The following is a 22,409-nucleotide window of genomic DNA, read 5'->3' on the forward strand; positions in this document are numbered from 1 at the left end:
GGTAAAAGGCGCCGCAGGCGCCGTCGCCGGTCGGCTATTCGTCGTCCCGGGCCGGAATCCACCACTCCTCGCCACGGGCGGTGCGGATGTATTCGGGCCAGCGGAAGTCATGCGGGACCTTGAAGTCCCGGGGTAGCAGCGGCGCCTGCCAGCGTGTGCCGCCAATGCCGCCGCCGGTACGCTCGGTGAATTCCTGGCGGGCGGCGGCCAGCAGCTCCGGCCGCGTGAGCAGGTCGATCAGGGTGGCACCGATGGTCTTGGCCGCCACCTGGATCATCGGGTCGATGGTCTGGCGGATGCCGCCCAGGGCATTGGGCACCCAGTCCGGGTAGGTGTAGCCGGGCGGCGCCGAGAGCATCGGGCGGGCCACCAGCAGGCGCACGGTCGGGCAATGCCAGGTGTATTCGGGGTAGTCGTCCGAGGTCAGGTGCTTTTGCCAGGCGGGCATCTGCTGGCGCAGCAGGCGCTCGCACTCCTGTGGGTCGATCAGGGTTTCGGTTTCGGGCAGAAACGGCCGGGCCATGGGTTCGAGCCCCAGGTTGCCCTGGATCTGCTGCGCGATGGCGATGGCCTCGTCGTCCCAGGTGGGGGCGCCGATGGCCTGCAGGTTGTCGTAGGTGGCCTGCGCCAGCACATGGTTGGGCAGCCCGCCACGGGACTTGCACACCCAGGTCTTGTTCCACTGGCAGCCGGTGGCCAGGGCGGCGGCGGTAGCGTTGTTGTCCATCACCTGGGAGATGGCCTCGGCCTGCTCGAGCGAGTCGCAGCGCGACAGGTACTGGATCTGCGCGATGTGCGGCGGCAGGTTGTCGGCCGTGGCCTGGCCGGCGGTGAGGATCGCCTCGTTGTAGCTCCACAGCCCGGTGAACGGCAACGTGGAGCGGCGCATGCTTTCGTTCAGGGTATAGAAGTGCACCAGCGCGTCGTTGGCCCCAGGCGCCCTGGCGGCCAGGTGGTTCTGCGGGATCGGGCTGTACTTGTCCGCTGCGATCCAGTCCTGGGGCGAATCGCAGGTGAAGGTATAGATGTAGGCGTAGGCGATGCCGCAGTGCGTATCCCAGGTAGTGGTGTTGTTCAGCGGCAGCATGTACGTGGGGTGGAAGCTGATGGCCGCGTCCAGGTCATCGTAATAGCCCTTGGCCGCGTGCACCGGCTTGGAGGCGCGCAGCTTTTCCGCCGGCTCGCCGAAGAATTTCAGCGTGCCCGCGATGCCATGTTCGAGCATGGCGGCCTTGGCGGCCAGCAGGCCCCCCAGGGCACTGATGCCCAGCGCCGAATGAGGGTCGGTATGCCCCGGGGCGAAACGCGACAGCCCTTCGCGCGGCTGGCGCCGGGTGGTCGCCGCCTGGTTGTTGCCCGGCACCGCGTCGTACTCCGCGTAGGTCGCCAGCACAGGGCCGTCGCCGTTGCGAAACGTGGCACAGAAAGCGGTAGGCATGCCGCCGCTGCCCTCCTCCACCTCGAACCCTTGCCTGCGCAGCAGCTCGACGTACCAGGCGCAGGACTTGTACTCGCGAAAGGCCGGCTCGGCATAGTGCCAGATCACCTGGTGCCAGTCGGACAGGGTCGTTTGCTGTTGGTCCACCCAGTTCTGGGCAAAGGCCTTGGGCTCGATCATGCAGGGCATTCCTTATTGGTATGTGACCCCGCTGAGCGGCTCGGACCCGCAGGGCCTGCCTAGTATTGTTGAACCAGAAAATACGACAATCGATTTATTTCGCCATTAATGTTTATATTTGCTCAACAATAAGTCAGTGGAGCGCCCCATGCGTCTACCCTCGATGCCCGCGTTACGTGCCCTGGAAGCGGTTGCCCGGTTGGGCAGCGTGACTGCCGCGGCGCTTGAGCTCAACCTCACCCGCAGCGCCATCAGCCATCAGATCACGGGCATGGAGGACACCCTCGGCTTTGCCCTGACCGAGCGCCAGGGCCGGGGTATCTCGCTGACGTTTCGCGGCGAACGCTACGCCCGGGAGATCCAGCGCCTGCTGGCCAACCTGGAGGATGCAGGCCGGCGGGTCGATGACCAGGAGGTGTATGGCAAGTTGACCATCAGTTGCAGCTCGGGGTTTTCCACCTACTGGCTGTGCCATCACATCGGCGGCTTCGTGAAGGAATACCCCCAGGTCCAGTTGCACATGGTCACACCGACCACGGCGGATGACGTAAGCAACCACAACGCCGACCTGTTCATCTCCTACGGTATCGGCGACTGGCCTGGCATGCAGGTGGAGCAGATAGCGGCGCTGAACTACTTTCCGGTCTGCAGCCCGCGGCTGATCAACGCCCTGGGCGGGCTCAAGGCCCCGCAGGACCTGGCCGCGTTCCCATTGCTGCACATGAGCGACTACAGCGACTGGCGGGTGTGGCAGGCGGCGGCGAACACCCCGGAGCTGAACGTGGCCACGGGCATCCTGTTTTCCGATGCACATTGCGCACAGGCGGCGTGCATCGCGGCCCAGGGCGTTGCCATGGGCGACAACCTGCTGTGTGGCGACTCCATGGCCAAGGGGCTGCTGGTGCGCCCCTTCGATATCGTCATCCACTCGCACCGCGGCTACTACCTGGTCACCGACCTGCAGAAGTGCGAGCGGCCCGCCGTGCGGGCCTTTACCAACTGGATCAAGAACCAGCTGCAGGCTTCGAGGCAGTCCTGGACGGCGCTCTAGGCCGTTGGCTCCGGCCTGCTGGCGCCGCCAGCCGCCGCCCTAGAAAATCCGCTCGCTCCTGGCGTAATGGGTTACCACCTCGATCAGCGCCTGGTGCGCAATCGCGTGATCGCACGTCGCCAGGGCCGCCTGCAGGCTGTTCATGTACTCGAGCAGCTGGCGCTGGTTGCGCAGGGCGAAGTCGTGCTCCAGCCCCTGATCCTCGTAGATGAGCACGTAGCTGCGGCAAAAGCCCGCGACCAGAAAGGCCGCGCCGGCCTGGAACGGCTGGTCACGGATGATGGCCTCACAGTCGGCGTTGGCCTGCTTGAACGAGTCGGTGCCCGGCAGCGCGGCGGCGAAGCGTTGCACCATTTCATGAAAATTCATCGTTGTTCGTACCTCTTGTTGCGCCACTAGGCAGGCGTGGCGCGGTTGAAGGAAAGTCGTTGCCCACGGACTGCACTGTTCACCGTGGCGCCGTCCCACACCCGTTCGCCATTGACGAACGTGGCGACGATGCTCGATGAGAACTCGGTACCGGCAAACGGCGTCCAGCCGCATTTGGACAGCACCTGGCCATTGCTCACCCGGTGCGGGCGCTGCGGGTCGACGAGCACCAGGTCGGCGGCGTAGCCCTCGCGCAGGTAGCCCCGGCCACTGACCTGGAACAGCTGCGCCGGTGCGTGGCTGACCACCTCGACCAGGCGCTCCAGGCTCAGCTCCCCGCAGAAGACACGCTCCAGGGCGGCCTGCAGCGCGTACTGCACCAGCGGAATGCCTGACGGCGCCTTGGCGTAGGTGCTGCGCTTTTCTTCGAGCAGGTGCGGGGCGTGGTCGGTCGCCAGCACGTCGAGCCGACCTTCGGCCAGCGCCTTGACGATGGCGTCGCGGTCACTGGCCGACTTGATCGCCGGGTTGCACTTGATCAGAAAGCCCAGCCGCTCGTAGTCCTGATCGGTGAAGTGCAGAAAGTGCACGCAGGTTTCGGCGGTGATGCGCTTGCCGCTGAGGGGGCCGGGCTCGAACAGCTGCAGCTCTTCTGCCGTGGAGATGTGCAGCACATGCAGGCGCGTGCCGTGCTTGCGCGCCAGCTCGATGGCCAGCCGAGTGGACCTGATGCACGCCTGGCGCGAACGGATCAGCGGGTGCTCGCGGGCCGGAATGTCCTCGCCAAAGCGCGCCCTGGCCTTTTCCAGCTCGGCATTGATCATGGGCGTGTCTTCGCAATGGGTGATGATCGGCACTGGCGAAACCCGGAATATCTCGTTCAACACCTCGGGGTCGTCCACCAGCATGTTGCCGGTCGAGGCCCCCATGAACACCTTCAGCCCTGGCGTGCTGGCCGGGTCGATGGCGCGAATGGCGGCCAGGTTGTCGTTGCTTGCCCCCATGTAGAAGGCGTAGTTGACCGCGCTCGATGCGGCGGCGATGGCGTACTTGGCTTCAAGGCTGGCCCGATCGAGCGCGGGCGGGTTGGTGTTGGGCATTTCCATGAAACTGGTGATGCCGCCCGCTGCACAGGCCCGCGACTCGCTGGCGATGTCCGCCTTGTGGGTCAGGCCGGGCTCCCTGAAGTGCACCTGATCGTCGATCATTCCCGGCAGCAGCCACAGGCCGTGCGCCTCGATCACGCCCTCCCCGGCAAGCGGCTGCAGGGCCTGCCCGATGCAGTCGATGCGGCCCTCGCGCAGCCGCACATCGGCCGCCCAGGTGCGGCCTTCGTTGACCAGGGTCGCGTTGCGGATCAGCCAGGCATTGCGGGGTACGCTCATGGTGTCAGCTCCAGTGTCGTGTGATAGAGCACCTCGGTGGCCACCAGAAAGTCGTCCAGGGCCATGGCCTCGTGGGGGTTGTGCGAGCCGTGCTGGTTGCGGATGAACAGCATGGCACTGGGGATGCCGACGTTGGCGAAAACCGCAGCGTCATGGCCGGCCCCGCTGGGGGTGAGCACGCCCTGCCAGCCTTGTTGGCGGGCCTGGCGCACCAGCGCCTCGACCCAGGGGGCGTGCATGGCCGCCGGGGCAGTGTCGATACGCAGGTCGAACTCGAAGCGAACCTGGCGGGCCTGCTCGATGGCCTTTGCCTCGTGCAGCGCAACCGCGTGAAAGGCCTCGAGCGTAGCCATGTCGAGGCTGCGCATCTCGAGGCTGAAGCTGACCTCGCCGGGAATACGCGAGACGGCATGGTGCGCCGCGTTGGTCCCCAGTGTGCCGACGGTAACCACCAGGTCTCGCCCGGCCGCGAGGTACTCACGCCAGCATTGGTCGATGCGGGCCACCAGCTCGCTCACGGCAAACACGGCGTCGTGGCGGTCCTCCCGAGCCACGGCGCCCGAATGACCATCTTCGCCCAGGCAGCGAACCTGGTTATGGCGCAGGTTGCCGCGGATGCCGGGCACGATCCCCACGGCCTGCCCCATGCGCTCCAGCGACTGCGCCTGCTCGATATGCACTTCCAGATAGCCGGCAAACTGGGTGCGATCGACCAGCCACTGCTGACGGCCAATCGCTGCCAGGTCGGCGCCCACGGCCTGCATGGCCTGGCCCAGGGTGCGCTGGCTGAAGCGGTTAGTCAGCTGCAGGTCGTGCTCGCTCAACCCGCCGACCAGCGCACGCGAACCTATGTACGACTTGCCGTACCAGGCGCTCTCCTCGCCACGCAGCCCGATGACCCGCACCGGCTGCGCCGTGGCCACGCCCTCGCGGTCGAGCCGGCACAGGCACAGCAGGCCCGCCACAACGCCGGCCAGGCCGTCGTAGTTGCCGCCCTGGGGCACCGAGTCCAGGTGCGAGCCGTACCACAGTGCGGGCTGGCCATTGTCGCTCTTGCGCGTGAAGATCACGTTGCCCGCACGGTCGGTTGCCACCTCCAGCCCCTGGGTCAAGGCGAAGTCGCTCAGGCAGGCGATGGCGTCACTCTCGCCGGGGCCGTAGCTTTCGCGGGTGATCCCCACCTGGGCATCGCGTGACAAGGCGGCGATGGTGTCGAACAGTCTGGCGGCCTGTTCAGGCCATTGCGCGATCATGGCAAGGCTCCAAACGGCTCGGCGGGCAAATCGTCGAGGGCGCCGATCAGGGTGCTGATCGAGGCAACGCCCTTGCGCCGGCAGTAGGCCTCCAGTTCAGACACCATGGTGTTCATGGTTTTCGGGTGCAGGAAGGTGGCCGTACCCACTTGCACCGCCGAGGCACCGGCATAGATGAACTCCAGCGCATCGTCGGCCGTGGCAATGCCACCGCAGCCAATCACCGGAATTTCCAGCGCCTGGGCGCATTGATAGGTCAGGCGCACCATCAGCGGGCGAATGGCGGCGCCGGATATGCCGCCCATGAAGTTGCCCAGCCGCGCGCGGCCTCGCTCGATGTCCACCGACAACCCGAGCAGCGTGTTGCCCACCACGACGGCATCGGCCCCGGCCTCCTGCGCAGCCAGGGCAACCGGCACCACCTCGCCGGCATTGGGAGTCAGCTTCACCCACAGCGGCAACGAGGTGACCTAGCGCATCAGCTCCACCACGTCGCGGGTACTTTCAGCCTGCATGCCGAACGACTGGCCATGCGCTTCCAGGTTGGGGCACGAGATATTGGCCTCGATGCCGGCCACGCCTGGCACATCGCTCAGCCGCGCCGCCAGGTCGGCAAAGCCCTGGGCCGTGGGCGCCGAAATGCTCACGATCAACGGCGCGTCGTAGTCGCGGTAGAACGGCACCACCTTGTCGATGAACAGCTGCGCGCCTTTGCTGGGAATGCCGATGGCATTCATCATCCCGTCGTTCAGCTCGCAGACCCGCGGCATCGGGTTGCCGCTGCGCTTTTCGGTGGTGATGGTCTTGGTCACCAGTGCACCCAGCTGGTTGAAGTCCAGCAGGTGGGCAAGCTCTTCGGCAAAGGTGCCCGATGCCGGCATCACCGGGTTCTTCAGGCGCAACCCGCCGACCTGTACGCTCAGATTGATCATCACACCACCTCCGCCAGGTCGAATACAGGGCCTTCGAGGCACACCCGCTTGCCCACCCTGAGCCCGTCCACCTCGAACACCTCGACGCAGCACTGGCACATGCCCAGGCCGCACACCATCTGTTGCTCCAGCGCAACCTGGCCCACCAGGCCGAGCTCGGCGCTCAGCTTCTTCAGCAACTGGGTCAGCCGCCTGGAGCCACACGTGAACAGCGCATCGGTGCCTTCACGGGCGATGATCTGGCGCAGCAGCGGTTCGAGCCGTTCGGGCGAGCTGCTGCCATCCTCATCCAGCACCACCCGCACGTCGGCCCCCAGCGAGGCGAAGCGCTCGCGGGAAAGCAGGCTCTTCTCGCTTCGGGCACTCAGCACTGCGGTCAGGCGGATGCCCAGCCGATGCGCCGCTTCGGCCAGCGGCGCCAGGGTGGCCAGCCCCACGCCCCGGGCCACGATGATCATGTGCTGCCACCCCGGCTGCAGGTCGAAGCCCTTGCCCAGCGGGCCTAGGATCTCCACGGTCTGCGCCTGGCCAAGCGTCTCCAGGCCATAGGTGCCCTTGCCGGTCACCTTGTACAGAAACTCCACCTGGCCCGTGGCCGGGTCGGCCTTGTAAGTGCTCATGGGGCGACGGAAGTACGGCTTGTGCTCGCCTTCACTCGGGCACAGCAGGTTGAAGAACTGCCCCGGAAGCGACTGGCTGGCGGCGCCGTCGGCCTGTAGCACCAGGCGCTTGTATTCATCGTTGACCCATTGGTTGGAAATCACGACCGCCAAGGTGTCGTCTGGGGGAGTCAGGGCACTCGCCTGGCAGCAGCCGGAAATCACGTTCATTGAGGTGGCCTCGCATTTGTCTAAATTTTTATACAGCACGGTCAAAAGTAAATGCCGCCTCAGTGACGAAGCGGCAGATGAAGCGGTGTTTCAGCGATTGCTTAAGCTGACTGTACTGCAGCTCGGTGTTTCTGTCTAATTTTTGATACGAATAAGCCAGGGCAACTTCATAACCATCCCGCCGGGCTAGGCCGGCTGCGGCTTCGGCACGTCGTGGGCCTGGCAGGCGGGAAGCAGCAACACCGTCGCGAGCATCGCCACCCCATACAACGAGGCAAGCAGCATGATGGCCGCCGAGAACGAATAGTGCAGCGCTACGGCGCCCACCACCAGCGGCCCGAAGCCACCGGCGGCCCTACCCACGTTGAACAGCACGTTCTGCGCCGTGGCACGGATCTGCGCGGGGTACAGATCGGAGATCAATGCGCCGTAGCCACCGATCATGCCGTTGACGAAGATGCCCATGATCGCGCCGGCAAACAGCATGACCGTGGGGTTGTCGAGGTTGGCATAGGCGATGACCATGAACGCTGCGCCGGCCTGATACAGCAGGAACATGCGCTTGCGTCCGAAACGGTCGGCCAGGTGCCCGAACAGCCAGATACCGAACGCCATGCCCAGCACCGTCACTGCGGTCCAGGTTCCGGAGGCCATCAGCGAGAAGCCGAACTTGTTCGACAGGTAGCTGGGCATCCAGATCATCAGCCCGTAGTAGCCGAAGTTCTGCACCGAGGTGAGCACCATCACCCCCAGGCTCGCCTTGCTGGTCTGCCGGTCCTTGAACAGGTCGGTGAAGCGCCGTGCGAAGGGCACCGGGTCGGCTGCGGCCTTCACGAACTCTGCCGGCTCGCTCATGGTATGGCGAACCACGAGCGAGACGAACGCCGGCAGCAACCCGACCAGGAACATGCCGCGCCAGCCGATGTAGGGCAGCAGCAATGGTGTGAGCAATGCAGCGGCGAGCACGCCGGCCTGCCACCCCATGCCCACATAGGAAGAAGCACGATTGCGCCGGTTGGCCGGCCAGGTTTCGGCGATCAGTGCCATGCCGATGCCGAACTCCCCGCCCAGGCCGAACCCGGCCAGGGTTCGATAGATCAGCAGGTCCCAGTAGCCCTGGGCGAATGCGCACAGCCCGGTGAATATCGAGAAGGTGAGGATGCACAGGGTCAGCATGCGTACCCGGCCATATCGGTCGCTCAGTTGGCCGAAGATCAGCCCCCCGGCCACGGCGCCCAGCAACGTCCATGTCACCAGCGAGCCAGCCTCCGAGGAACTCAGACCGAGACCGATGGTGATCGCCGGCAGCATGAACCCGAGAATCAGCAGGTCGAAGCCGTCCATCGCATAGCCGGTCACGCTGGCTATCAGGGCCTTCTTGGGTGACGCGTCCTTCTTCGGACGCTTTTCGGAAGAAGCCATCTTGGTTTACCTCTTGTTTTTGTATGGTTTTTTAGACAGCTGACGCCTGAACCTGCCCAGGATCGCCGCCGGTCCGCCCGTGCAAGGCTTCACAAAGCGTACTGCCAGCCTGCGCGATTGTCTAAATATTTAGATTGTTGGCTCGCAAAAAAAAACGCCGCGCTCAGAAATGCCACTCCAGGTTGATCGACAAGGCGTCCACGTCGATACCGTCGCCACGGCGGTTGCCGAACTTGTTGCGCCAGTACTCGTATCCGGGCCCGACCCATAGCGTGTTTCTTGCGCCGCCCAGCACAGCCCCTGCATCCAGCATCAGCGAGGTGCGCATCAGCTGTTCATCCGCCGTCGGGTTGCGCCGGTAGTCATCGCCCTTCTCGCCGCTGTAGCTGTAGAAGCCCTGGAACTTCATCGGCAGGCTGCCCAGCGCGAACGGTATGCCCCAGGTCAGGTTCAACTGGTAGAACGGGTCGAACGCCATGCGCGAATGGTTGCCCGGCTGCCGGCAGCTGTCGAGCCCGCAGTGGTTCCATTCCCTGGCATAGAACAGGCTGAGGTCGAGAAACCCTGCCGGCAGCGCGAACTTGAGGGTCGGGCCTATCAAAATCATGCGCTTTCGCGACTGGAACGCGTTGTTCTTGGTGTTCCAGTCCAGGCCCAGGGTCAGCGCGACGTCCTTCACCGGCCCGAACGCCAGCGGCCGATCGAACACCCGTGCATGCTGCAACTGATTGCGGTAGGTCAGGTAGACCTCGGTGGCGCCGCTGCTGCTGTCCTTGCGCGGGTCATCGCGGTCGGACTTGAACACATCCACGTTGGCGAACTGCTGGCCCAGTGCGTAGCTGCTCACATGGGCAAGCTGGACAATGTGCTTGGCTATGTCCTGGCGCTTGCCCGGGTCCGAGAAATGGCTGCTGTAGCGATAGCCGATAAAGGTATCGCTGAAGGCTGGCGGCGGGCCAGCCATCACCATCGGGGTCATGAAAAGCGCGAACGCGGGCGCGCCGATGCGAGTCTTCATCAGGGAAGCTCCTATCAGGTAGGGGGTGGGGTTGTGGTATCAGGTGGCAGCGCAGGCGATGCCGCAGCAGGTGCAGGGTGGTGTGGACATGTGTCGGCCTTTTTTATATTTTTTGGACAAGCAACAGTTCATGTCTAAATATTGATACACTCGCGCCATGGCCTCGTCAAGCCGATCTGGTAGAACATGCCACCACGAAAAACGACAAGGATCCCCCAGTGAACCAGATTGATTACCAGGCAATCGGCGAGCGCCTCCGGGCCTTTCGCATCGGCCGCCAGCTCAACGCCGACCAGGTGGCCGACAAGCTCGGCATCTCGCGGGCTGCGGTGTACCGCCTGGAACTGGGCAAGATCGTCAAACTCGACACCCTGGAGCGCCTGGCCGACCTGCTGAAGGTGTCGCTGACCAGCCTGCTGGGTTCCGATACGGAGTACTTCGACAACGCCCTCGGCTACTTCGAGCGCATGCGCCAGCTGGAGGCCCGGTCGAGCAGCGTCATCTCCTACTTCGACCCGTTTTCCTACCTGCTGACCACGCCCGAATACTCGGCGCTGTTTCAGACCATGCTCCACGAGGCTCGACCGCAGGGCTTCAGCCCGGCACAGGAAGCGATGGAGAGCCAGATTCTGAGCATTCTGGACGAGCGCAAATCCACCTTCTTTCGCGAAAAATTCCAGGTCAGGTCGATTGTCAGCCTGCGTCAGATCGAGCGTTACCTGCACATCGGCCTGGTAGGCCGCCTGGACCTGCCCCCCAGCGTGCGAATGGAGCGCGCCCTGCTGGCACGCAAGGAAATCGAGAACCTGATCTCCATCGTCGAGACCAACAGCGATCACCCGGGTATCTACCTGATCGACGAGGCACTGCCCAGCGCCACCTTCCAGATCTTCGAGCAGAAGACCACCAGCTACGTGGCGGTGAGCCCTTACCGGCTAGGGGAGCTGCCCAACCTGCATGTGGGCATTGCCAGCGTCACCTCCTCTGCCCAGGCCGTGGACATGTACAAGAACATGTCCAGCGACCTGCTCAGCCGCGCCTGTTCCGGGCGCGAAGCCACGAAAAAACTGCAGCACCTGCTCGCCAAGCTGTGACTGGCGCTGGCACGCCAAGGCACGCAGGGCCCGGCAGGGCCGCTTTCAGCCCTTCCTTTGCGCCTCGGCCAGGCGCCGCTGGATTTCGCGGGTCTTTTCTTCCTGCTCCTTGATGGACGTCGGCGTGATCACCTTGTCCACTGCCTCGGTATCCGGGTCCGGTTGTTCCAGCACCGGGTCGGGGGATGGCGTGCCCTTCTGCGCCTGGTCCGACGAGAGTGGCCGCGGGACCTTGTCGCCCTGCTTGGTATCGGTGGGTTTCATCGGGTTCTCCTTCAAGTGCGGGGTGTTACTAAGCAGAACCCGTGAGGTAGGAAAAGTTTGAAGTGATTTGGCCGGCCGGCCTCAGATGAAGATGGTGCCGCGCAGGTAGAGCGCCGCGTGACCGCTGATGATGACCCGGTCGTTGTCCAGGACTTCGCAGTGCAGTTGGCCCTTGCGCGCCCCGCCCTGCTCGGCACTCAGGCTGCGCTTGCCCAGGCGTTGGGCCCAGTAGGTCGCCAGCGAAGTGTGGGCCGAGCCGGTGACAGGGTCTTCGTTGACCCCCACTCGCGGCCCGAACCAGCGCGAGACGAAGTCCATGTGACGACCCGGCGCGGTCACGGCAACCCCGCGTACCTCGAATGCGGCCAGGGCGGCAAAGTCGGGGTCGAGCCCGGCGACGGTGCTTTCATCCTCGACCACTACCAGGTAATCGTCCGTGCGATACAGCGCCTCGGCCTGTTGCAGCCCCAGGGCCTGCAGCAGGCCAGGCGGCAGGGCTACGGCTTCAGGCTGCTTGGCCGGAAAGTCCATGGCCAGGCGACCGCCTTCGCGGCGCACTCGCAATTCACCGCTGCGGGTGGAAAACCGCAGCGTGTCGCGGCATTCACCACGCTGTTCGAACAGCACCCAGGCGGCGGCCAACGTGGCGTGCCCGCACAGATCGACCTCCACTGCGGGGGTAAACCAGCGCAGCTCGAACACCTCACCGTTGCGTACCCAATAGGCCGTCTCGGACACATTGTTCTCTGCTGCGATCCGTTGCAGCGTTGCATCAGGCAGCCAGGCGTCCAGCGGGCACACAGCCGCCGGGTTGCCGCCGAACGTCTCGGAAGAAAAAGCGTCCACCTGGAAAATATCGAGTTGCATCGGGCACCCAAGTAATGATCGTCTGGCCCAGAAAATATCAACCAGGCGTTGAATTATCAATTTATTGTTGAAATCCTGAAACGGGAACCCGCGTTGGGTCGATTGCGGCCTTTCTCTCAACCAGCGCAGCACACCACCACCGCCTCTTCACTCCCCACAAGTCCCGCAAGCCCGCCGTTCGATGTCAGAATTACCCCCATTCGATCGTTTTGGAGACCACCATGCTTCGTGCATTTGAACGAAGGCTCGACCCTTTCCCTCCTGACGAGGTGCCCCCGCCGCCCGTGGGCCTGGCACGCTTTCTGTGGGCGTGCACGCGGGGTGCGCGCGGCTACATTCTGGCGTTCGCACTGCTCAGCGCTGCGGTGTCCATCTATGAAGCCTGGCTGTTTTCGTTCCTGGGCCAGGTCGTGGACCTGCTCTCCACCTGGCAGGCCGGGGGCGATGCGGCAGCGCAGGAACGCCGCGTGCTGTGGGGCATCGGCATCGTGATGCTGTGCAGCGTCGGGCTGGTGGCCCTGCGCACCATGGTTCAGCACCAGATACTGGCAATCAACCTGCCCTTGCGCCTGCGCTGGGACTTCCACCGCCTGATGCTGCGCCAGAGCCTGTCGTTCTTTTCCGACGAATTCTCCGGGCGCGTCACCACCAAGGTCATGCAGACCGCACTGGCGGTGCGCGACCTGCTGTTCACCCTGATCGAGATCGCCCCCGGCATCGGGGTGTACTTCATCGCGATCATCGCGCTGGCCGGCGGCTTCGCGCTCAAGCTCATGCTGCCCTTCGTTGCCTGGGTGGTGCTGTTCGGCCTGGCCATGCTGTACTTCGTGCCGCGCCTGGGCAAGGTCGGACAGGAGCAGGCCAACGCCCGCTCGATGATGACCGGGCGCATTTCCGACGCCTACACCAACATCACCACGGTGAAGCTGTTCTCCCACTCCAACCGCGAGGCGCACTTCGCCCGTGCGGCGATGGAAGACTTCAAGCAGACCGGCTTTCGCCAGATGCGCCTGGTCAGCCAGTTCGAGATCGTCAACCAGGCACTGGTGGTGGCCCTGATCATGGCCGCCGGCGGCTATGCCCTGTGGCTGTGGCACCAGGGCGAGGTCGGCGCAGGTGCCGTGGCGGCGATCACCGCCATGGCGCTGCGCATCAATGGCATGTCGCACTGGATCATGTGGCAGATGACCTCGCTGTTCGAGAACATCGGCACCGTGCAGGACGGCATGGCCACCCTGACCCGCGGCCCCAAGGTCAAGGATGCCCCGGACGCCAAGGTGCTGCAGACCCGCGGCGGCGCGGTCACCTTCGACAAGGTGAGCTTCAACTACAACGGCGAGCGCCAGGTGCTCGACGGCCTGAGCCTGAGCATTCGCCCGGGTGAAAAGATCGGCCTGGTGGGGCGCTCCGGCGCGGGCAAGTCCACGCTCATCAACCTGCTGCTGCGCTTCTATGACGTCGACAGCGGCCAGATCCGCATCGACGGGCAGGACATCGCCCATGTGACTCAAGACAGCCTGCGCAGCGCCATCGGCATGGTCACCCAGGACACCTCGCTGCTGCACCGTTCCATTCGCGACAACATCGCCTATGGCCGGCCCGACGCCACCGACGAACAGGTCCGCAGCGCAGCCGCCAGTGCCCAGGCCGACGGTTTCATCAGCCAGTTGAGCGACCAGCAAGGCCATAGCGGCTACGACACCCTGGTGGGCGAGCGCGGCATCAAGCTGTCGGGGGGCCAGCGCCAGCGCGTCGCGATCGCCCGAGTAATGCTCAAGAACGCCCCGATCCTGCTGCTGGACGAAGCCACCAGCGCACTGGACTCCGAGGTCGAAGTGGCCATCCAGGAAAGCCTCGACGAGATGATGCAGGGCAAGACCGTGATCGCCATCGCCCACCGTCTGTCCACCATTGCGGCCATGGACCGGCTGGTGGTGATGGATGACGGGCGCATCATCGAGCAGGGTACCCACGCCGAGTTGCTTGCCAGAAATGGCACCTATGCGCAGCTGTGGCACCACCAGAGTGGCGGGTTCCTGGGTGAGGATCAGGGGGTAGCACAGGCCATGCACCAGGACTGAGCCGTACAAGCCTGCGGTGGTCCGTGGTCAACGGCTATCGCAGCGTCTGCGCAGGCCGTTCATCCGCTGATCTGCACTTTGTTCACCTGGTCATGATCACAACACGATACTGACCACGCCCTCCACTTCACTCGGGAGCCACGAACATGGGGTATGTCACTACGCGGGACGGTGTCGAGATCTTCTACAAGGACTGGGGCCCACGCGATGCCCCGGTGATCGTCTTTCACCACGGGTGGCCACTCAGTGCCGACGACTGGGATGCGCAGATGCTGTTCTTCCTTGATCACGGCTACCGGGTCGTCGCGCACGACCGCCGCGGCCACGGGCGCTCCAGCCAGGTGTGGGACGGGCACGACATGGATCACTATGCGGACGACATTGCGGCCGTGGTCGACCATCTTGGCGTGCAGGGTGCAGCCCACGTGGGGCACTCCACCGGCGGCGGCGAGGTGATCCGCTACATCGTTCGCCATGGCCAGGAGCGTGTGTCGAAGGCTGCCCTCATCAGTGCCGTGCCACCGCTGATGGTCCAGACCCCGAACAATCCGGACGGCTTGCCCAGGTCGGTATTCGATGACTTGCAGGCGCAGCTCAAGGCCAACCGCGCACAGTTCTACCATGACCTGCCGTCAGGCCCGTTCTATGGCTACAACCGCCCAGGCGCAAACGCCAGCGAGGGCACCATCCTGAACTGGTGGCGCCAGGGCTTGATGGGCTGCGCCAAGGCACACCTTGACGGGATCGTGGCCTTCTCCCAGACCGACTTCACCGACGACCTCAAGCGCATCACGATTCCCGTCCTGGTGATGCACGGGGACGATGACCAGATCGTGCCCTATGCAAACTCAGGGCCGCGGTCAGCGAAGCTGTTGCAGAACGGCACCCTGAAAACCTATGCGGGCTTGCCGCATGGCATGCCGACCACCGACGCCGACACGATCAACGCCGATCTGCTCGCGTTCCTGCGAAGCTAGATGACCGGGGCAGGCATCCACCTGCCCCTTCCCTGTCACCACGCCGGGCTGGCAACCCGATGCCGCCCCGGCTTCATCGCCGAGGGTCGACCATGAACACTCGACACACACCTTCAACAGCCTCGCAGGTACTGAGGCTGCAACCCGACGACTGGGTGCCCAACAACACCCGGCTGCCGGTGCTGATCTACCCCCACGCGATTGCGCTGCATGGCAGTGATCCGGCGGCGCAAATCGAACGCACTTTCGAGGCCAATGGCTGGCCGGCGCAATGGCGCGATGGCATCTACGCCTACCACCACTACCACACCGAGGGCCACGAAGCGCTCGGCGTGGTGTGTGGCCAGGCAAGGCTGATGCTGGGCGGCCCGCGGGGCCGCGAAGTACAGGTGAGTGCAGGCGATGTGCTGTTGCTGCCCGCCGGCACGGGCCACTGCAAACTCGATTGCAGCCCGGGCTTTCTGGTGGTGGGGGCCTACCCGCCCGGGCAGCACGCAGACATCCGACGCGAAGCGCCAACCCAGGCCCAGCTTGCGTGTATCGCCAACCTGCCCTTTCCCGATCACGGCCCGGTGCAGGACCCGCAAGGGGCCTACCAGCAGCATTGGCTCAACCAGCGTTGAAGGGCAGCGTCTGGCTCCAGCAGGCCCAGGCCCTTTGGCTGATGACTGGTAACGAGCTGGCAACGCGGTACATTCGGTCGCCAACCAACCGCCCGTTTTCAAAGGCGTGCCTACAGCAACGAGGAATTCACGTTCAATGACAATCAAGTGCTCCGTATTCATCGCCGCGAGCATCGACGGCTTCATCGCGCGCCCCGACGGCGACATCGAGTGGCTGCACCGCCCCGACTATGAAACCGCTGAGCTCAACGGCGTGACCTACGAACAGTTCATCGCCGGCATCGATGCCCTGGTGATGGGCCGCAAGACCCTGGACAAGGTGCTGTCCTTCCCCGAATGGCCGTATGCAGGCATCCCGGTTATCGTGCTGTCCAACCGGCCCGTGGACATGTCTGCGCACCCGCAGGCCAACGTCGAGGTGCTGGCAGGCGACGTGACCGACATCGTCGAGCAACTGGCAGCACGAGGGCTCAAGCACCTCTACATCGATGGCGGCCAGACCCTCCAGGCGTTTCTGCAGGCCGGGCTGATCGACGAATTGATCATCACGCGCATTCCGGTACTGCTTGGCCAGGGCATTGCGCTGTTCAGCCACGCAGGCAGCGAACGCCAGCTGCAGCATGTCGCCACCTGCGCGTCGGACAACGGTTTCGTGCAGAGCCACTACCGATTGCTCCCGAACCGCTAGAGACGCTACCCCAGCGCCTCGGCCGCGTTGTTTTAAATGATATTAATTCCTGTTATCTTCCTGCGCTCCCTGACCCCCAGCTCGCAGGTGTTTCGTGTCAAGCGCAGACCTCAAGGCGTTGTACCTTGCCCACCGTGAAGAAATTCAGGACTACCTGAATCGTCAGGTGCGCTGCAAGGACACCGCCGCAGACCTGACACAGGAAACCTTCATACGCCTGTCCGAACAGCTGGGGCGCACGCCCATCGATAACTTTCGCGCATACCTGTTTCTGTGCGCGCGCAACCTGTTCATCGACTACCTGCGTCGCGAGCGCCACCGCAAGGGCGAGGTGGTCGAGCCCACCGAGCTGCAGGCGCTGGAGCAGAAGACCCCGAGCCTGGAACGCACGGTGATCGCCCAGGACCAGCTGGCCACGCTCAACCGCGTGATGCAGCGCATGCCCGAGCCTTGCCGCGAGGTGTTTCTGCTAGCGCGCGGCGAAGGCCTGACCTACGTGGAGATCGGTGAACGCCTGGGCATTTCGCCCAAGACCGCCTACAGCCGCATGGTGCGGGCACTGGAATTGCTCAAGCTGGGCATGGCCGAGTGAGAGTGGACTATCATGCGCCCCTGTATACATCGCCGCCCGCACAGTGACCCGACCCATGGCTGAACCGCCCTTCCCCACGCCGGCCCCGGCCTCGCCCGACGAGCCCCAGGCCGACCCCATCTCGCAGCAGGCCTGCGCCTGGTTCGCGCTGATCTTCGAAGGCTCGGCCAGCCAGGCCGAGCACGAGCAGTGGCTTGAGTGGATGCTGGCCGACCCGCGCCATGCCAAGGCCTACCTGGAACTCGAAGCGCTGTGGGCCCTGGCCGCCGAGCTGCCTGCCGTGCAGGCGCCGCCTGCCCCCAAGGCCCGCGGCGTCTCGCGGCGGCGCTTCATGCAACTGGCCATGGCGGCGTGCACCGCCGCAGTGGCCACCGGCTCGGCCACGCTGTGGCTCAAGGGCGACGGCCTGTCGTTTGCCGACCTGCACACGCGCGTGGGTGAAACCCGCACCGAGCGCCTGCCCGATGGCAGCGTGATCGAACTGGCCGGCAACACCGCCCTGGACCTCGACTTTTCCGGCACCACGCGGCGCCTGCGCATGCTGCGTGGTCAGGCCTATTTCAAGGTGGCCGCCGATACCCGCCCGCTGCGCATCGACACCGAGGCCGGCACCGTGGTCAGCCACCAGGGTGCGTTCTGCCTGTCCTGCGACGCCGGCAGCGCCGACCTGGCCGTCAGTGAGCACAATGCCGGGGTGCAAATCCCCGGCCAGCAGGCACAACTGGGCCAGGGCGAGGCCGTGACCTTCGGCGCCGCCGGGCTCGGCCCGGTGCAGCGCGCCGAACTCGACCAGGTGCTGGCCTGGCGCAACGGCAGCCTGGTGTTCTTCGACACGCCCCTGGCCAAGGTGGTCAATCACCTGCAGCGCTGGCGCGAGGGCCGCATCTTCATCGCCGACGAGCGCCTGGCGGCACGCCCGGTGAGCCTGATCCTCAATCGCCAGCACCCAGAGCAGATGCTCGATGTGCTGGCGCGCACCCTGCCGATCCGCCTGAGCCGCTACACCGACCTGGTGACCATCATCCGCCCTGCCTGACCCGCCGATGGCTGATTGAAAATTATTTGCAGTACCCATCAGACATTTGCACTCCTCGTGCGTCATCACCAGCAGATGAAACCCATTCGCAAACAGGCGAAGTCGTTCTGCCGAGGAGTCAAGGAAATGGCAACACCCCAGACGTTGTTCCCCCAGGGTTCATGCTGGCGCATGTCGGCGCTGGGCGCCGCGATCAGTTGCGCGCTGCTGGCACAACCGGCCCAGGCCCAGGTGCCCGCGCCCGGTACAGGGGCGGTCAGCGTGCACACGGCATTCGATATCCCCGCCCAGCAACTGCGCCAGGCATTGCTGGTTTTCAGCCAGCAGACCGGGCAGAACGTGATGCTCGACGGCAACTTGGACGCCGGCCTGCGCAGCGCACCGGTCAAGGGCAGCTACTCCGCCGATCAGGCCCTGGCCCAACTGCTGGCCGGCAGCGGCTTCACCTTCGGGCGCAGTGACGCCTCGACCCTGTACCTGGTACCGCTGCCAGACAGCGCCGGCAACAACATCGAACTGGGTGCCACCACCATCAACAGCGCCTGGAGCCTGGGCAGCACCACCGAGGGCAGCGGCTCCTACACCACCGGGCAGACCAGCACCGCCACGCGCCTGGACATGTCGCTGCGCAAGACCCCGCAGTCGATCAGCGTGATCACCCGCCAGCAGATGGACGACCAGGGCCTGAACAACCTGTCCGAGGTGATGCAGCAAACCCCGGGCATCACCGTCAACCGCGAGAACTCCGAAGGCTTCACCTTCTACTCGCGCGGCTTCGAGATCCAGAACTTCCAGTATGACGGCGTGCCCAGCCTGAGCACCGACGCCGGCAACCTGCGCGACAACTACAGCATCACCAACTCGGTGATCTACGACCGCGTCGAGGTGCTCAAGGGTGCCACCGGGCTGGTCAACGGCATCGGCTACCCGTCGGGGGTGATCAACCTGGTGCGCAAGCGGCCCACTGCCCAGTTTCAGGGCCATGTGTCCGCCGGCGCAGGCTCGTGGGATCACTACCGCACCGAGCTGGACGTGTCCGGACCGCTGCTCGACAGCGGCGCCCTGCGCGGGCGTTTCGTCGCGGCCCGTGAACAGCAGCACACCTTCATCGACTACCAGAAGCAGCAACAGGACATCTTCTACGGCGTGCTCGACGGCGACCTGTCTGACGCCACCGTGCTGAGCGTGGGCTACGAGTACCAGCAGAACGACAACGACGCGTCCTCCACCACCCACCTGCCGGCCTTCTACAAGAACGGCACGCCGGTGCGCTTCTCGCGCTCCACCAACCCGGCGGACAAGTGGGCCTACCGCAACCATCGCACCCAGCGCGCATTCGCCAGCATCGATCACCAGTTCGACAACGAGTGGTCGCTCAAGGCCACCGCCAGCTACCGCAACTATGCCTCGCGCGAGATCATCGCAGGCCTGGCCACCGCCCATGTCGACCCGAACGACAACAGCGTCGCCCACGGCTACTACCCGGGCGGTGCGGCCAAGTTCAACACCGATACCGACGAGAAGTCCTTCGATATCTACGCCAAGGGCCCGTTCTCGCTGCTGGGCAGAAGCCACGACCTTGTGGTGGGCTACACCTATGCCCACACCACCGCGCAATCGGACCGTACCGACGGCAGCACCGACGCCGTGGCACCCGATGCCTTCGACTGGAACAACAACGCCGCCTACCCCACCGACTGGGCCTGGTGGTCGACCTTCGATATCAAGACCACGCAGAAGGTCGGCTACGCTGCGGTCGTGCTCAAGCCCACCGACGCACTCAACCTGGTGCTGGGGGCGCGGGTCACCGACTACGCGTGGAGCCTGGACAGCATCAACGCGCTGCCGCGCAGCAGCCGCACCGCCACCCGCGACACCGGTGAAGTGATCCCCTATGCCGGCATCACCTACGACCTCGACGACCAGCACACCGTGTACGCCAGCTACACCGACATCTTCAAGCCGCAGCCCTACAACCGGGGTGCCGACAACAAGCCGCTGGACCCGCTCACCGGGCAAAGCTACGAAGTGGGAATCAAGGGCGAGTATTTCGACCGTCGCCTGAATGCCAGCCTGGCGCTGTTCGAGCTCAAGCAGGACAACCTGGCGCAGTCGACCGGCACCACCGGGGAGTTCGGCAATGAAGTGATGCGCGCCGTGCAGGGCGCCACCACCCGCGGTGTGGAGCTGGAAATGTCCGGCGAGATCCTGCCCGACTGGAACATCAACGCCGGCTACGTCTATCAGGCCTCCTACGACGTCGATCACCGGCGCGTGGCGACCAACCAGCCCCAGCACCTGCTCAAGGTCGCCACCAGCTACCGCCTGCCGGCCGAGCTGAACAAGCTCACCGTGGGCGGCAACTGGCAGTGGCAGAGCCGCACCTACTTCGTCGACGACACCTTCTACGACGACGTCAACGACGTGGCGCTGCCCAGCCACAAGTTCTTCCAGGACGCCTACGGCGTGGTCGGCCTGATGGCCGCGTATGACGTGAGCAAGCAACTGAAGGTGTCGGCCAACCTCAACAACCTGTTCGACAAGACGTACTACAGCGGCATCGGCAACTACTACTCGGTCTACTACGGCGACCCGCGCAACGTGATGTTCAACGTCAGGTACAGTTTCTGACGCGCAACGCGCACGCCATCAGGCCTGCTGGCGGGTCGCCGTCAGCACGATCTCGCGGATGCACACGCCCTGAGGCTGTTCGTAGGCGTAGCGGATCGCATTGGCCACATCGTCCGCCGACAGCACCACGCCGCCCATGCCGGCCTTCCAGTCCTGGTAGCCGGACTTGATCGCCTCATCGGTGGTGTGGCCGAGCAGCTCGGTTTCCACCGCACCCGGCGCGATGGTGATGACCCGCACGTTGTGCGCCGCCACTTCTTCGCGCAGGTTTTCCGAGATCGCGTGCACGGCAAACTTGGTGCCCACGTAGGCCACATGGTTGGGGAAGGTCTTGCGCCCGGCCACCGAGCCGACGTTGATCACCGTGCCGTGGTTGCGTTCGATCATGCCGCCCAGTACCGCATGGATGCCGTTGAGCAGGCCCTTGACGTTCACATCCAGCATGCGCTCCCACTGCTCGGGGGCCTGGGTGGCGGTATCTCCCAGCAGCATCACCCCCGCATTGTTGACGATCGCATCGGCCGGGCCGTACTGCGCCTCGGCCTCCTTCACCGCAGCCAGCAGCGCCTCGCGGTCGGTGACATCGACACCCTTGCACAGGGTGGCGGGCAAGCCCAGTGCGAGCAGGCGCTCCACGCGCCGGGCCAGCAGCAGCAGGGGGTGGCCCTGGGCAGAGAACAGGCGCGCGACTGCTTCGCCGATGCCCGAGCTGGCGCCGGTCACGATGATCAGGGGTTTGTTCATGAAAGTGCTTCCGTCATTGGTTTATCAGATGACGCAAAGCGTATAGTGCCGGCCACAGCAGATAAAATGCTTAATTCCTCTTGCAGACATCGGCCTTACCTATGGATATCCGGCACCTCAAAGCCTTTGTGGCGGTGTTCGAAGAACGCAACATCACCAGCGCCGCCCAGCGCCTGTGCATCAGCCAGCCGACCTTGTCGGTGACCATCCGCCAGCTCGAAGAAGCCCTGGGCGCCACCCTGTTCAACCGCCAGTCGCGAGGGGTGGAGGTGAGCGAGGCGGCGCGTTCGCTGTACCCGCAGGCCTGCGCGCTGGTCAGCGAGGCCGAGGCCCTGCGCCAGCGCTTTCGCACCAGCGATGCGCGCCAGCACCTGAGCCTGGGCATCGAGCCGGACCTGAGCCCCGCGCAGGTCGCTGCGTTTCTGCGCTTTGCCCACCAGGTGGTGGCGCACCTGTACATCACGCTGCACGAGGGCTGTGCCGGCGATGCGCGCCTGGCGGTGGAAGAACAGTGCTGCGAAGACGAGCTGTTCCTGCCGGTGTGGGACGACCCGTTCGTGCTGGTGAGCACAGCCGGCAGGCAGCCGGGCACGGTCACCAGCCTGTACCCCTGGGTCATCTGCCCCGAACACCCCTCCCACCAGCGCCTGATGGCGCTGTATGGCAACTCCACCGCGTCGGCGGTGGCCAGCAGCGGCTCGCTGCAGCAGTCGCTGCTGCTGGTGGCGGCCGGGGTCGGCGTGGCGGCGCTGCCGCACTCGCTGGTGAGCGCGGCACAAGGGGTGCAGGTGCATGCGCTCAACAGCCCGCTACCCAGTCGCCGGGTGGGCCTGTGCTACAGCGGCACTGCGCTGGAGCACCCGGTGCTGCGCCTGCTGCACGCCGCGCTGCGCGACGCCCCGGCCGGTACCTGGCAATGATGCGACAGGCATCG

At 64.9% G+C, this 22,409-nt stretch carries 20 protein-coding genes and 1 pseudogene; 10 read left to right on the forward strand and 11 right to left on the reverse strand.

Annotation, left to right across the window (positions count from 1 at the left end; translation table 11 throughout):
- Positions 1-34: 34 nt before the first annotated feature.
- Complete coding sequence (locus CR917_RS14745; protein WP_104572548.1) at positions 35-1,618, reverse strand: peptidase M20; 1,584 nt, start codon at positions 1,616-1,618, stop codon at positions 35-37.
- Between the two features lie 148 nt (positions 1,619-1,766).
- On the opposite strand from CR917_RS14745, the gene CR917_RS14750 reads away from it, so the two are divergent.
- Positions 1,767-2,669 carry a LysR substrate-binding domain-containing protein gene (locus CR917_RS14750; protein ID WP_043864011.1) on the forward strand — a complete coding sequence of 301 codons (903 nt, stop codon included), beginning with the start codon at positions 1,767-1,769 and terminating at the stop codon, positions 2,667-2,669.
- A gap of 39 nt (positions 2,670-2,708) precedes the next feature.
- On the opposite strand, the gene CR917_RS14755 is transcribed toward CR917_RS14750, so the two are convergent.
- The 7 genes and pseudogenes from CR917_RS14755 to CR917_RS14785 all read right to left on the reverse strand — a co-directional run bounded on the left by CR917_RS14755 (position 2,709) and on the right by CR917_RS14785 (position 9,878).
- The gene (locus tag CR917_RS14755; RefSeq protein ID WP_054914373.1) at positions 2,709-3,038 is read right to left on the reverse strand and encodes a hypothetical protein; all 330 of its coding nucleotides are present in this window, start codon (positions 3,036-3,038) and stop codon (positions 2,709-2,711) included.
- A 26-nt stretch (positions 3,039-3,064) separates the two neighbouring features.
- A complete protein-coding gene (locus CR917_RS14760; RefSeq protein WP_043864013.1) occupies positions 3,065-4,423 on the reverse strand; it encodes a dihydroorotase in 1,359 nt (452 codons plus the stop codon).
- On the reverse strand, positions 4,420-5,676 hold the full coding sequence (locus CR917_RS14765; RefSeq protein WP_054914371.1) for a Zn-dependent hydrolase: 1,257 nt from the start codon (positions 5,674-5,676) through the stop codon (positions 4,420-4,422). The genes CR917_RS14760 and CR917_RS14765 overlap by 4 nt, the downstream gene beginning before the upstream one ends.
- Positions 5,673-6,608, reverse strand: a pseudogene (locus CR917_RS27735) (dihydroorotate dehydrogenase). The gene CR917_RS14765 and the pseudogene CR917_RS27735 overlap by 4 nt, the downstream one beginning before the upstream one ends.
- On the reverse strand, positions 6,608-7,438 hold the full coding sequence (locus CR917_RS14775; protein ID WP_043864016.1) for a dihydroorotate dehydrogenase electron transfer subunit: 831 nt from the start codon (positions 7,436-7,438) through the stop codon (positions 6,608-6,610). The pseudogene CR917_RS27735 and the gene CR917_RS14775 overlap by 1 nt, the downstream one beginning before the upstream one ends.
- A gap of 186 nt (positions 7,439-7,624) precedes the next feature.
- The gene (locus tag CR917_RS14780) at positions 7,625-8,860 is read right to left on the reverse strand and encodes an MFS transporter (RefSeq protein ID WP_043864017.1); all 1,236 of its coding nucleotides are present in this window, start codon (positions 8,858-8,860) and stop codon (positions 7,625-7,627) included.
- A 163-nt stretch (positions 8,861-9,023) separates the two neighbouring features.
- Entirely contained in the window at positions 9,024-9,878 is an 855-nt protein-coding gene (locus tag CR917_RS14785; RefSeq protein WP_052504312.1) for a hypothetical protein, read from the reverse strand.
- A gap of 218 nt (positions 9,879-10,096) precedes the next feature.
- Here CR917_RS14785 and CR917_RS14790 point away from each other — a divergent pair, with 218 nt between their 5' ends.
- Complete coding sequence (locus CR917_RS14790; RefSeq protein WP_052504313.1) at positions 10,097-10,972, forward strand: helix-turn-helix domain-containing protein; 876 nt, start codon at positions 10,097-10,099, stop codon at positions 10,970-10,972.
- 45 nt (positions 10,973-11,017) lie between these two features.
- Here the strand turns inward: CR917_RS14790 and CR917_RS14795 are convergent, their stop codons facing one another.
- Positions 11,018-11,236: a hypothetical protein gene (locus CR917_RS14795; protein WP_043864019.1), complete on the reverse strand. Its 219-nt coding sequence runs from the start codon at positions 11,234-11,236 to the stop codon at positions 11,018-11,020.
- A gap of 81 nt (positions 11,237-11,317) precedes the next feature.
- A complete protein-coding gene (locus tag CR917_RS14800) occupies positions 11,318-12,103 on the reverse strand; it encodes a PhzF family phenazine biosynthesis protein (protein ID WP_104572549.1) in 786 nt (261 codons plus the stop codon).
- A 221-nt stretch (positions 12,104-12,324) separates the two neighbouring features.
- Here CR917_RS14800 and CR917_RS14805 point away from each other — a divergent pair, with 221 nt between their 5' ends.
- The 7 genes from CR917_RS14805 to CR917_RS14835 all read left to right on the forward strand — a co-directional run bounded on the left by CR917_RS14805 (position 12,325) and on the right by CR917_RS14835 (position 20,731).
- A complete protein-coding gene (locus tag CR917_RS14805; RefSeq protein ID WP_054914368.1) occupies positions 12,325-14,184 on the forward strand; it encodes an ABC transporter ATP-binding protein in 1,860 nt (619 codons plus the stop codon).
- Between the two features lie 146 nt (positions 14,185-14,330).
- On the forward strand, positions 14,331-15,161 hold the full coding sequence (locus tag CR917_RS14810; RefSeq protein WP_104572550.1) for an alpha/beta fold hydrolase: 831 nt from the start codon (positions 14,331-14,333) through the stop codon (positions 15,159-15,161).
- A gap of 92 nt (positions 15,162-15,253) precedes the next feature.
- A complete protein-coding gene (locus CR917_RS14815) occupies positions 15,254-15,784 on the forward strand; it encodes a cupin (RefSeq protein WP_078481125.1) in 531 nt (176 codons plus the stop codon).
- Between the two features lie 136 nt (positions 15,785-15,920).
- A complete protein-coding gene (locus tag CR917_RS14820; RefSeq protein WP_104572551.1) occupies positions 15,921-16,472 on the forward strand; it encodes a dihydrofolate reductase family protein in 552 nt (183 codons plus the stop codon).
- Between the two features lie 94 nt (positions 16,473-16,566).
- Positions 16,567-17,064, forward strand: coding sequence for an RNA polymerase sigma factor (locus CR917_RS14825; RefSeq protein WP_104572552.1), 498 nt, complete (start codon positions 16,567-16,569; stop codon positions 17,062-17,064).
- Positions 17,065-17,119: 55 nt separating this feature from the next.
- Positions 17,120-18,100: a FecR domain-containing protein gene (locus CR917_RS14830; protein ID WP_054914364.1), complete on the forward strand. Its 981-nt coding sequence runs from the start codon at positions 17,120-17,122 to the stop codon at positions 18,098-18,100.
- Positions 18,101-18,226: 126 nt separating this feature from the next.
- Positions 18,227-20,731, forward strand: a complete 2,505-nt coding sequence (locus CR917_RS14835) for a TonB-dependent receptor (RefSeq protein WP_158255590.1) — start codon at positions 18,227-18,229, stop codon at positions 20,729-20,731.
- Between the two features lie 18 nt (positions 20,732-20,749).
- On the opposite strand, the gene CR917_RS14840 is transcribed toward CR917_RS14835, so the two are convergent.
- Positions 20,750-21,475: an SDR family oxidoreductase gene (locus CR917_RS14840; RefSeq protein ID WP_104572554.1), complete on the reverse strand. Its 726-nt coding sequence runs from the start codon at positions 21,473-21,475 to the stop codon at positions 20,750-20,752.
- A 101-nt stretch (positions 21,476-21,576) separates the two neighbouring features.
- Here CR917_RS14840 and CR917_RS14845 point away from each other — a divergent pair, with 101 nt between their 5' ends.
- A complete protein-coding gene (locus tag CR917_RS14845) occupies positions 21,577-22,395 on the forward strand; it encodes a LysR family transcriptional regulator (RefSeq protein WP_104572555.1) in 819 nt (272 codons plus the stop codon).
- Positions 22,396-22,409 lie beyond the last annotated feature (14 nt).

It is taken from the genome of Pseudomonas sp. BRM28 (genome assembly GCF_002939405.1).
GTDB lineage: Bacteria > Pseudomonadota > Gammaproteobacteria > Pseudomonadales > Pseudomonadaceae > Aquipseudomonas > Aquipseudomonas palmensis.

Coding starts and splice junctions, on each gene's coding strand:
- CR917_RS14745 (WP_104572548.1), bottom strand. CDS start 1,618: ATGATCGAGCCCAAGGCCTTTGCCCAGAACTGGGTGGACCAACAGCAA.
- CR917_RS14750 (WP_043864011.1), top strand. CDS start 1,767: ATGCGTCTACCCTCGATGCCCGCGTTACGTGCCCTGGAAGCGGTTGCC.
- CR917_RS14755 (WP_054914373.1), bottom strand. CDS start 3,038: ATGAATTTTCATGAAATGGTGCAACGCTTCGCCGCCGCGCTGCCGGGC.
- CR917_RS14760 (WP_043864013.1), bottom strand. CDS start 4,423: ATGAGCGTACCCCGCAATGCCTGGCTGATCCGCAACGCGACCCTGGTC.
- CR917_RS14765 (WP_054914371.1), bottom strand. CDS start 5,676: ATGATCGCGCAATGGCCTGAACAGGCCGCCAGACTGTTCGACACCATC.
- CR917_RS14775 (WP_043864016.1), bottom strand. CDS start 7,438: ATGAACGTGATTTCCGGCTGCTGCCAGGCGAGTGCCCTGACTCCCCCA.
- CR917_RS14780 (WP_043864017.1), bottom strand. CDS start 8,860: ATGGCTTCTTCCGAAAAGCGTCCGAAGAAGGACGCGTCACCCAAGAAG.
- CR917_RS14785 (WP_052504312.1), bottom strand. CDS start 9,878: ATGAAGACTCGCATCGGCGCGCCCGCGTTCGCGCTTTTCATGACCCCG.
- CR917_RS14795 (WP_043864019.1), bottom strand. CDS start 11,236: ATGAAACCCACCGATACCAAGCAGGGCGACAAGGTCCCGCGGCCACTC.
- CR917_RS14800 (WP_104572549.1), bottom strand. CDS start 12,103: ATGCAACTCGATATTTTCCAGGTGGACGCTTTTTCTTCCGAGACGTTC.
- CR917_RS14805 (WP_054914368.1), top strand. CDS start 12,325: ATGCTTCGTGCATTTGAACGAAGGCTCGACCCTTTCCCTCCTGACGAG.
- CR917_RS14810 (WP_104572550.1), top strand. CDS start 14,331: ATGGGGTATGTCACTACGCGGGACGGTGTCGAGATCTTCTACAAGGAC.
- CR917_RS14815 (WP_078481125.1), top strand. CDS start 15,254: ATGAACACTCGACACACACCTTCAACAGCCTCGCAGGTACTGAGGCTG.
- CR917_RS14820 (WP_104572551.1), top strand. CDS start 15,921: ATGACAATCAAGTGCTCCGTATTCATCGCCGCGAGCATCGACGGCTTC.
- CR917_RS14830 (WP_054914364.1), top strand. CDS start 17,120: ATGGCTGAACCGCCCTTCCCCACGCCGGCCCCGGCCTCGCCCGACGAG.
- CR917_RS14835 (WP_158255590.1), top strand. CDS start 18,227: ATGGCAACACCCCAGACGTTGTTCCCCCAGGGTTCATGCTGGCGCATG.
- CR917_RS14840 (WP_104572554.1), bottom strand. CDS start 21,475: ATGAACAAACCCCTGATCATCGTGACCGGCGCCAGCTCGGGCATCGGC.
- CR917_RS14845 (WP_104572555.1), top strand. CDS start 21,577: ATGGATATCCGGCACCTCAAAGCCTTTGTGGCGGTGTTCGAAGAACGC.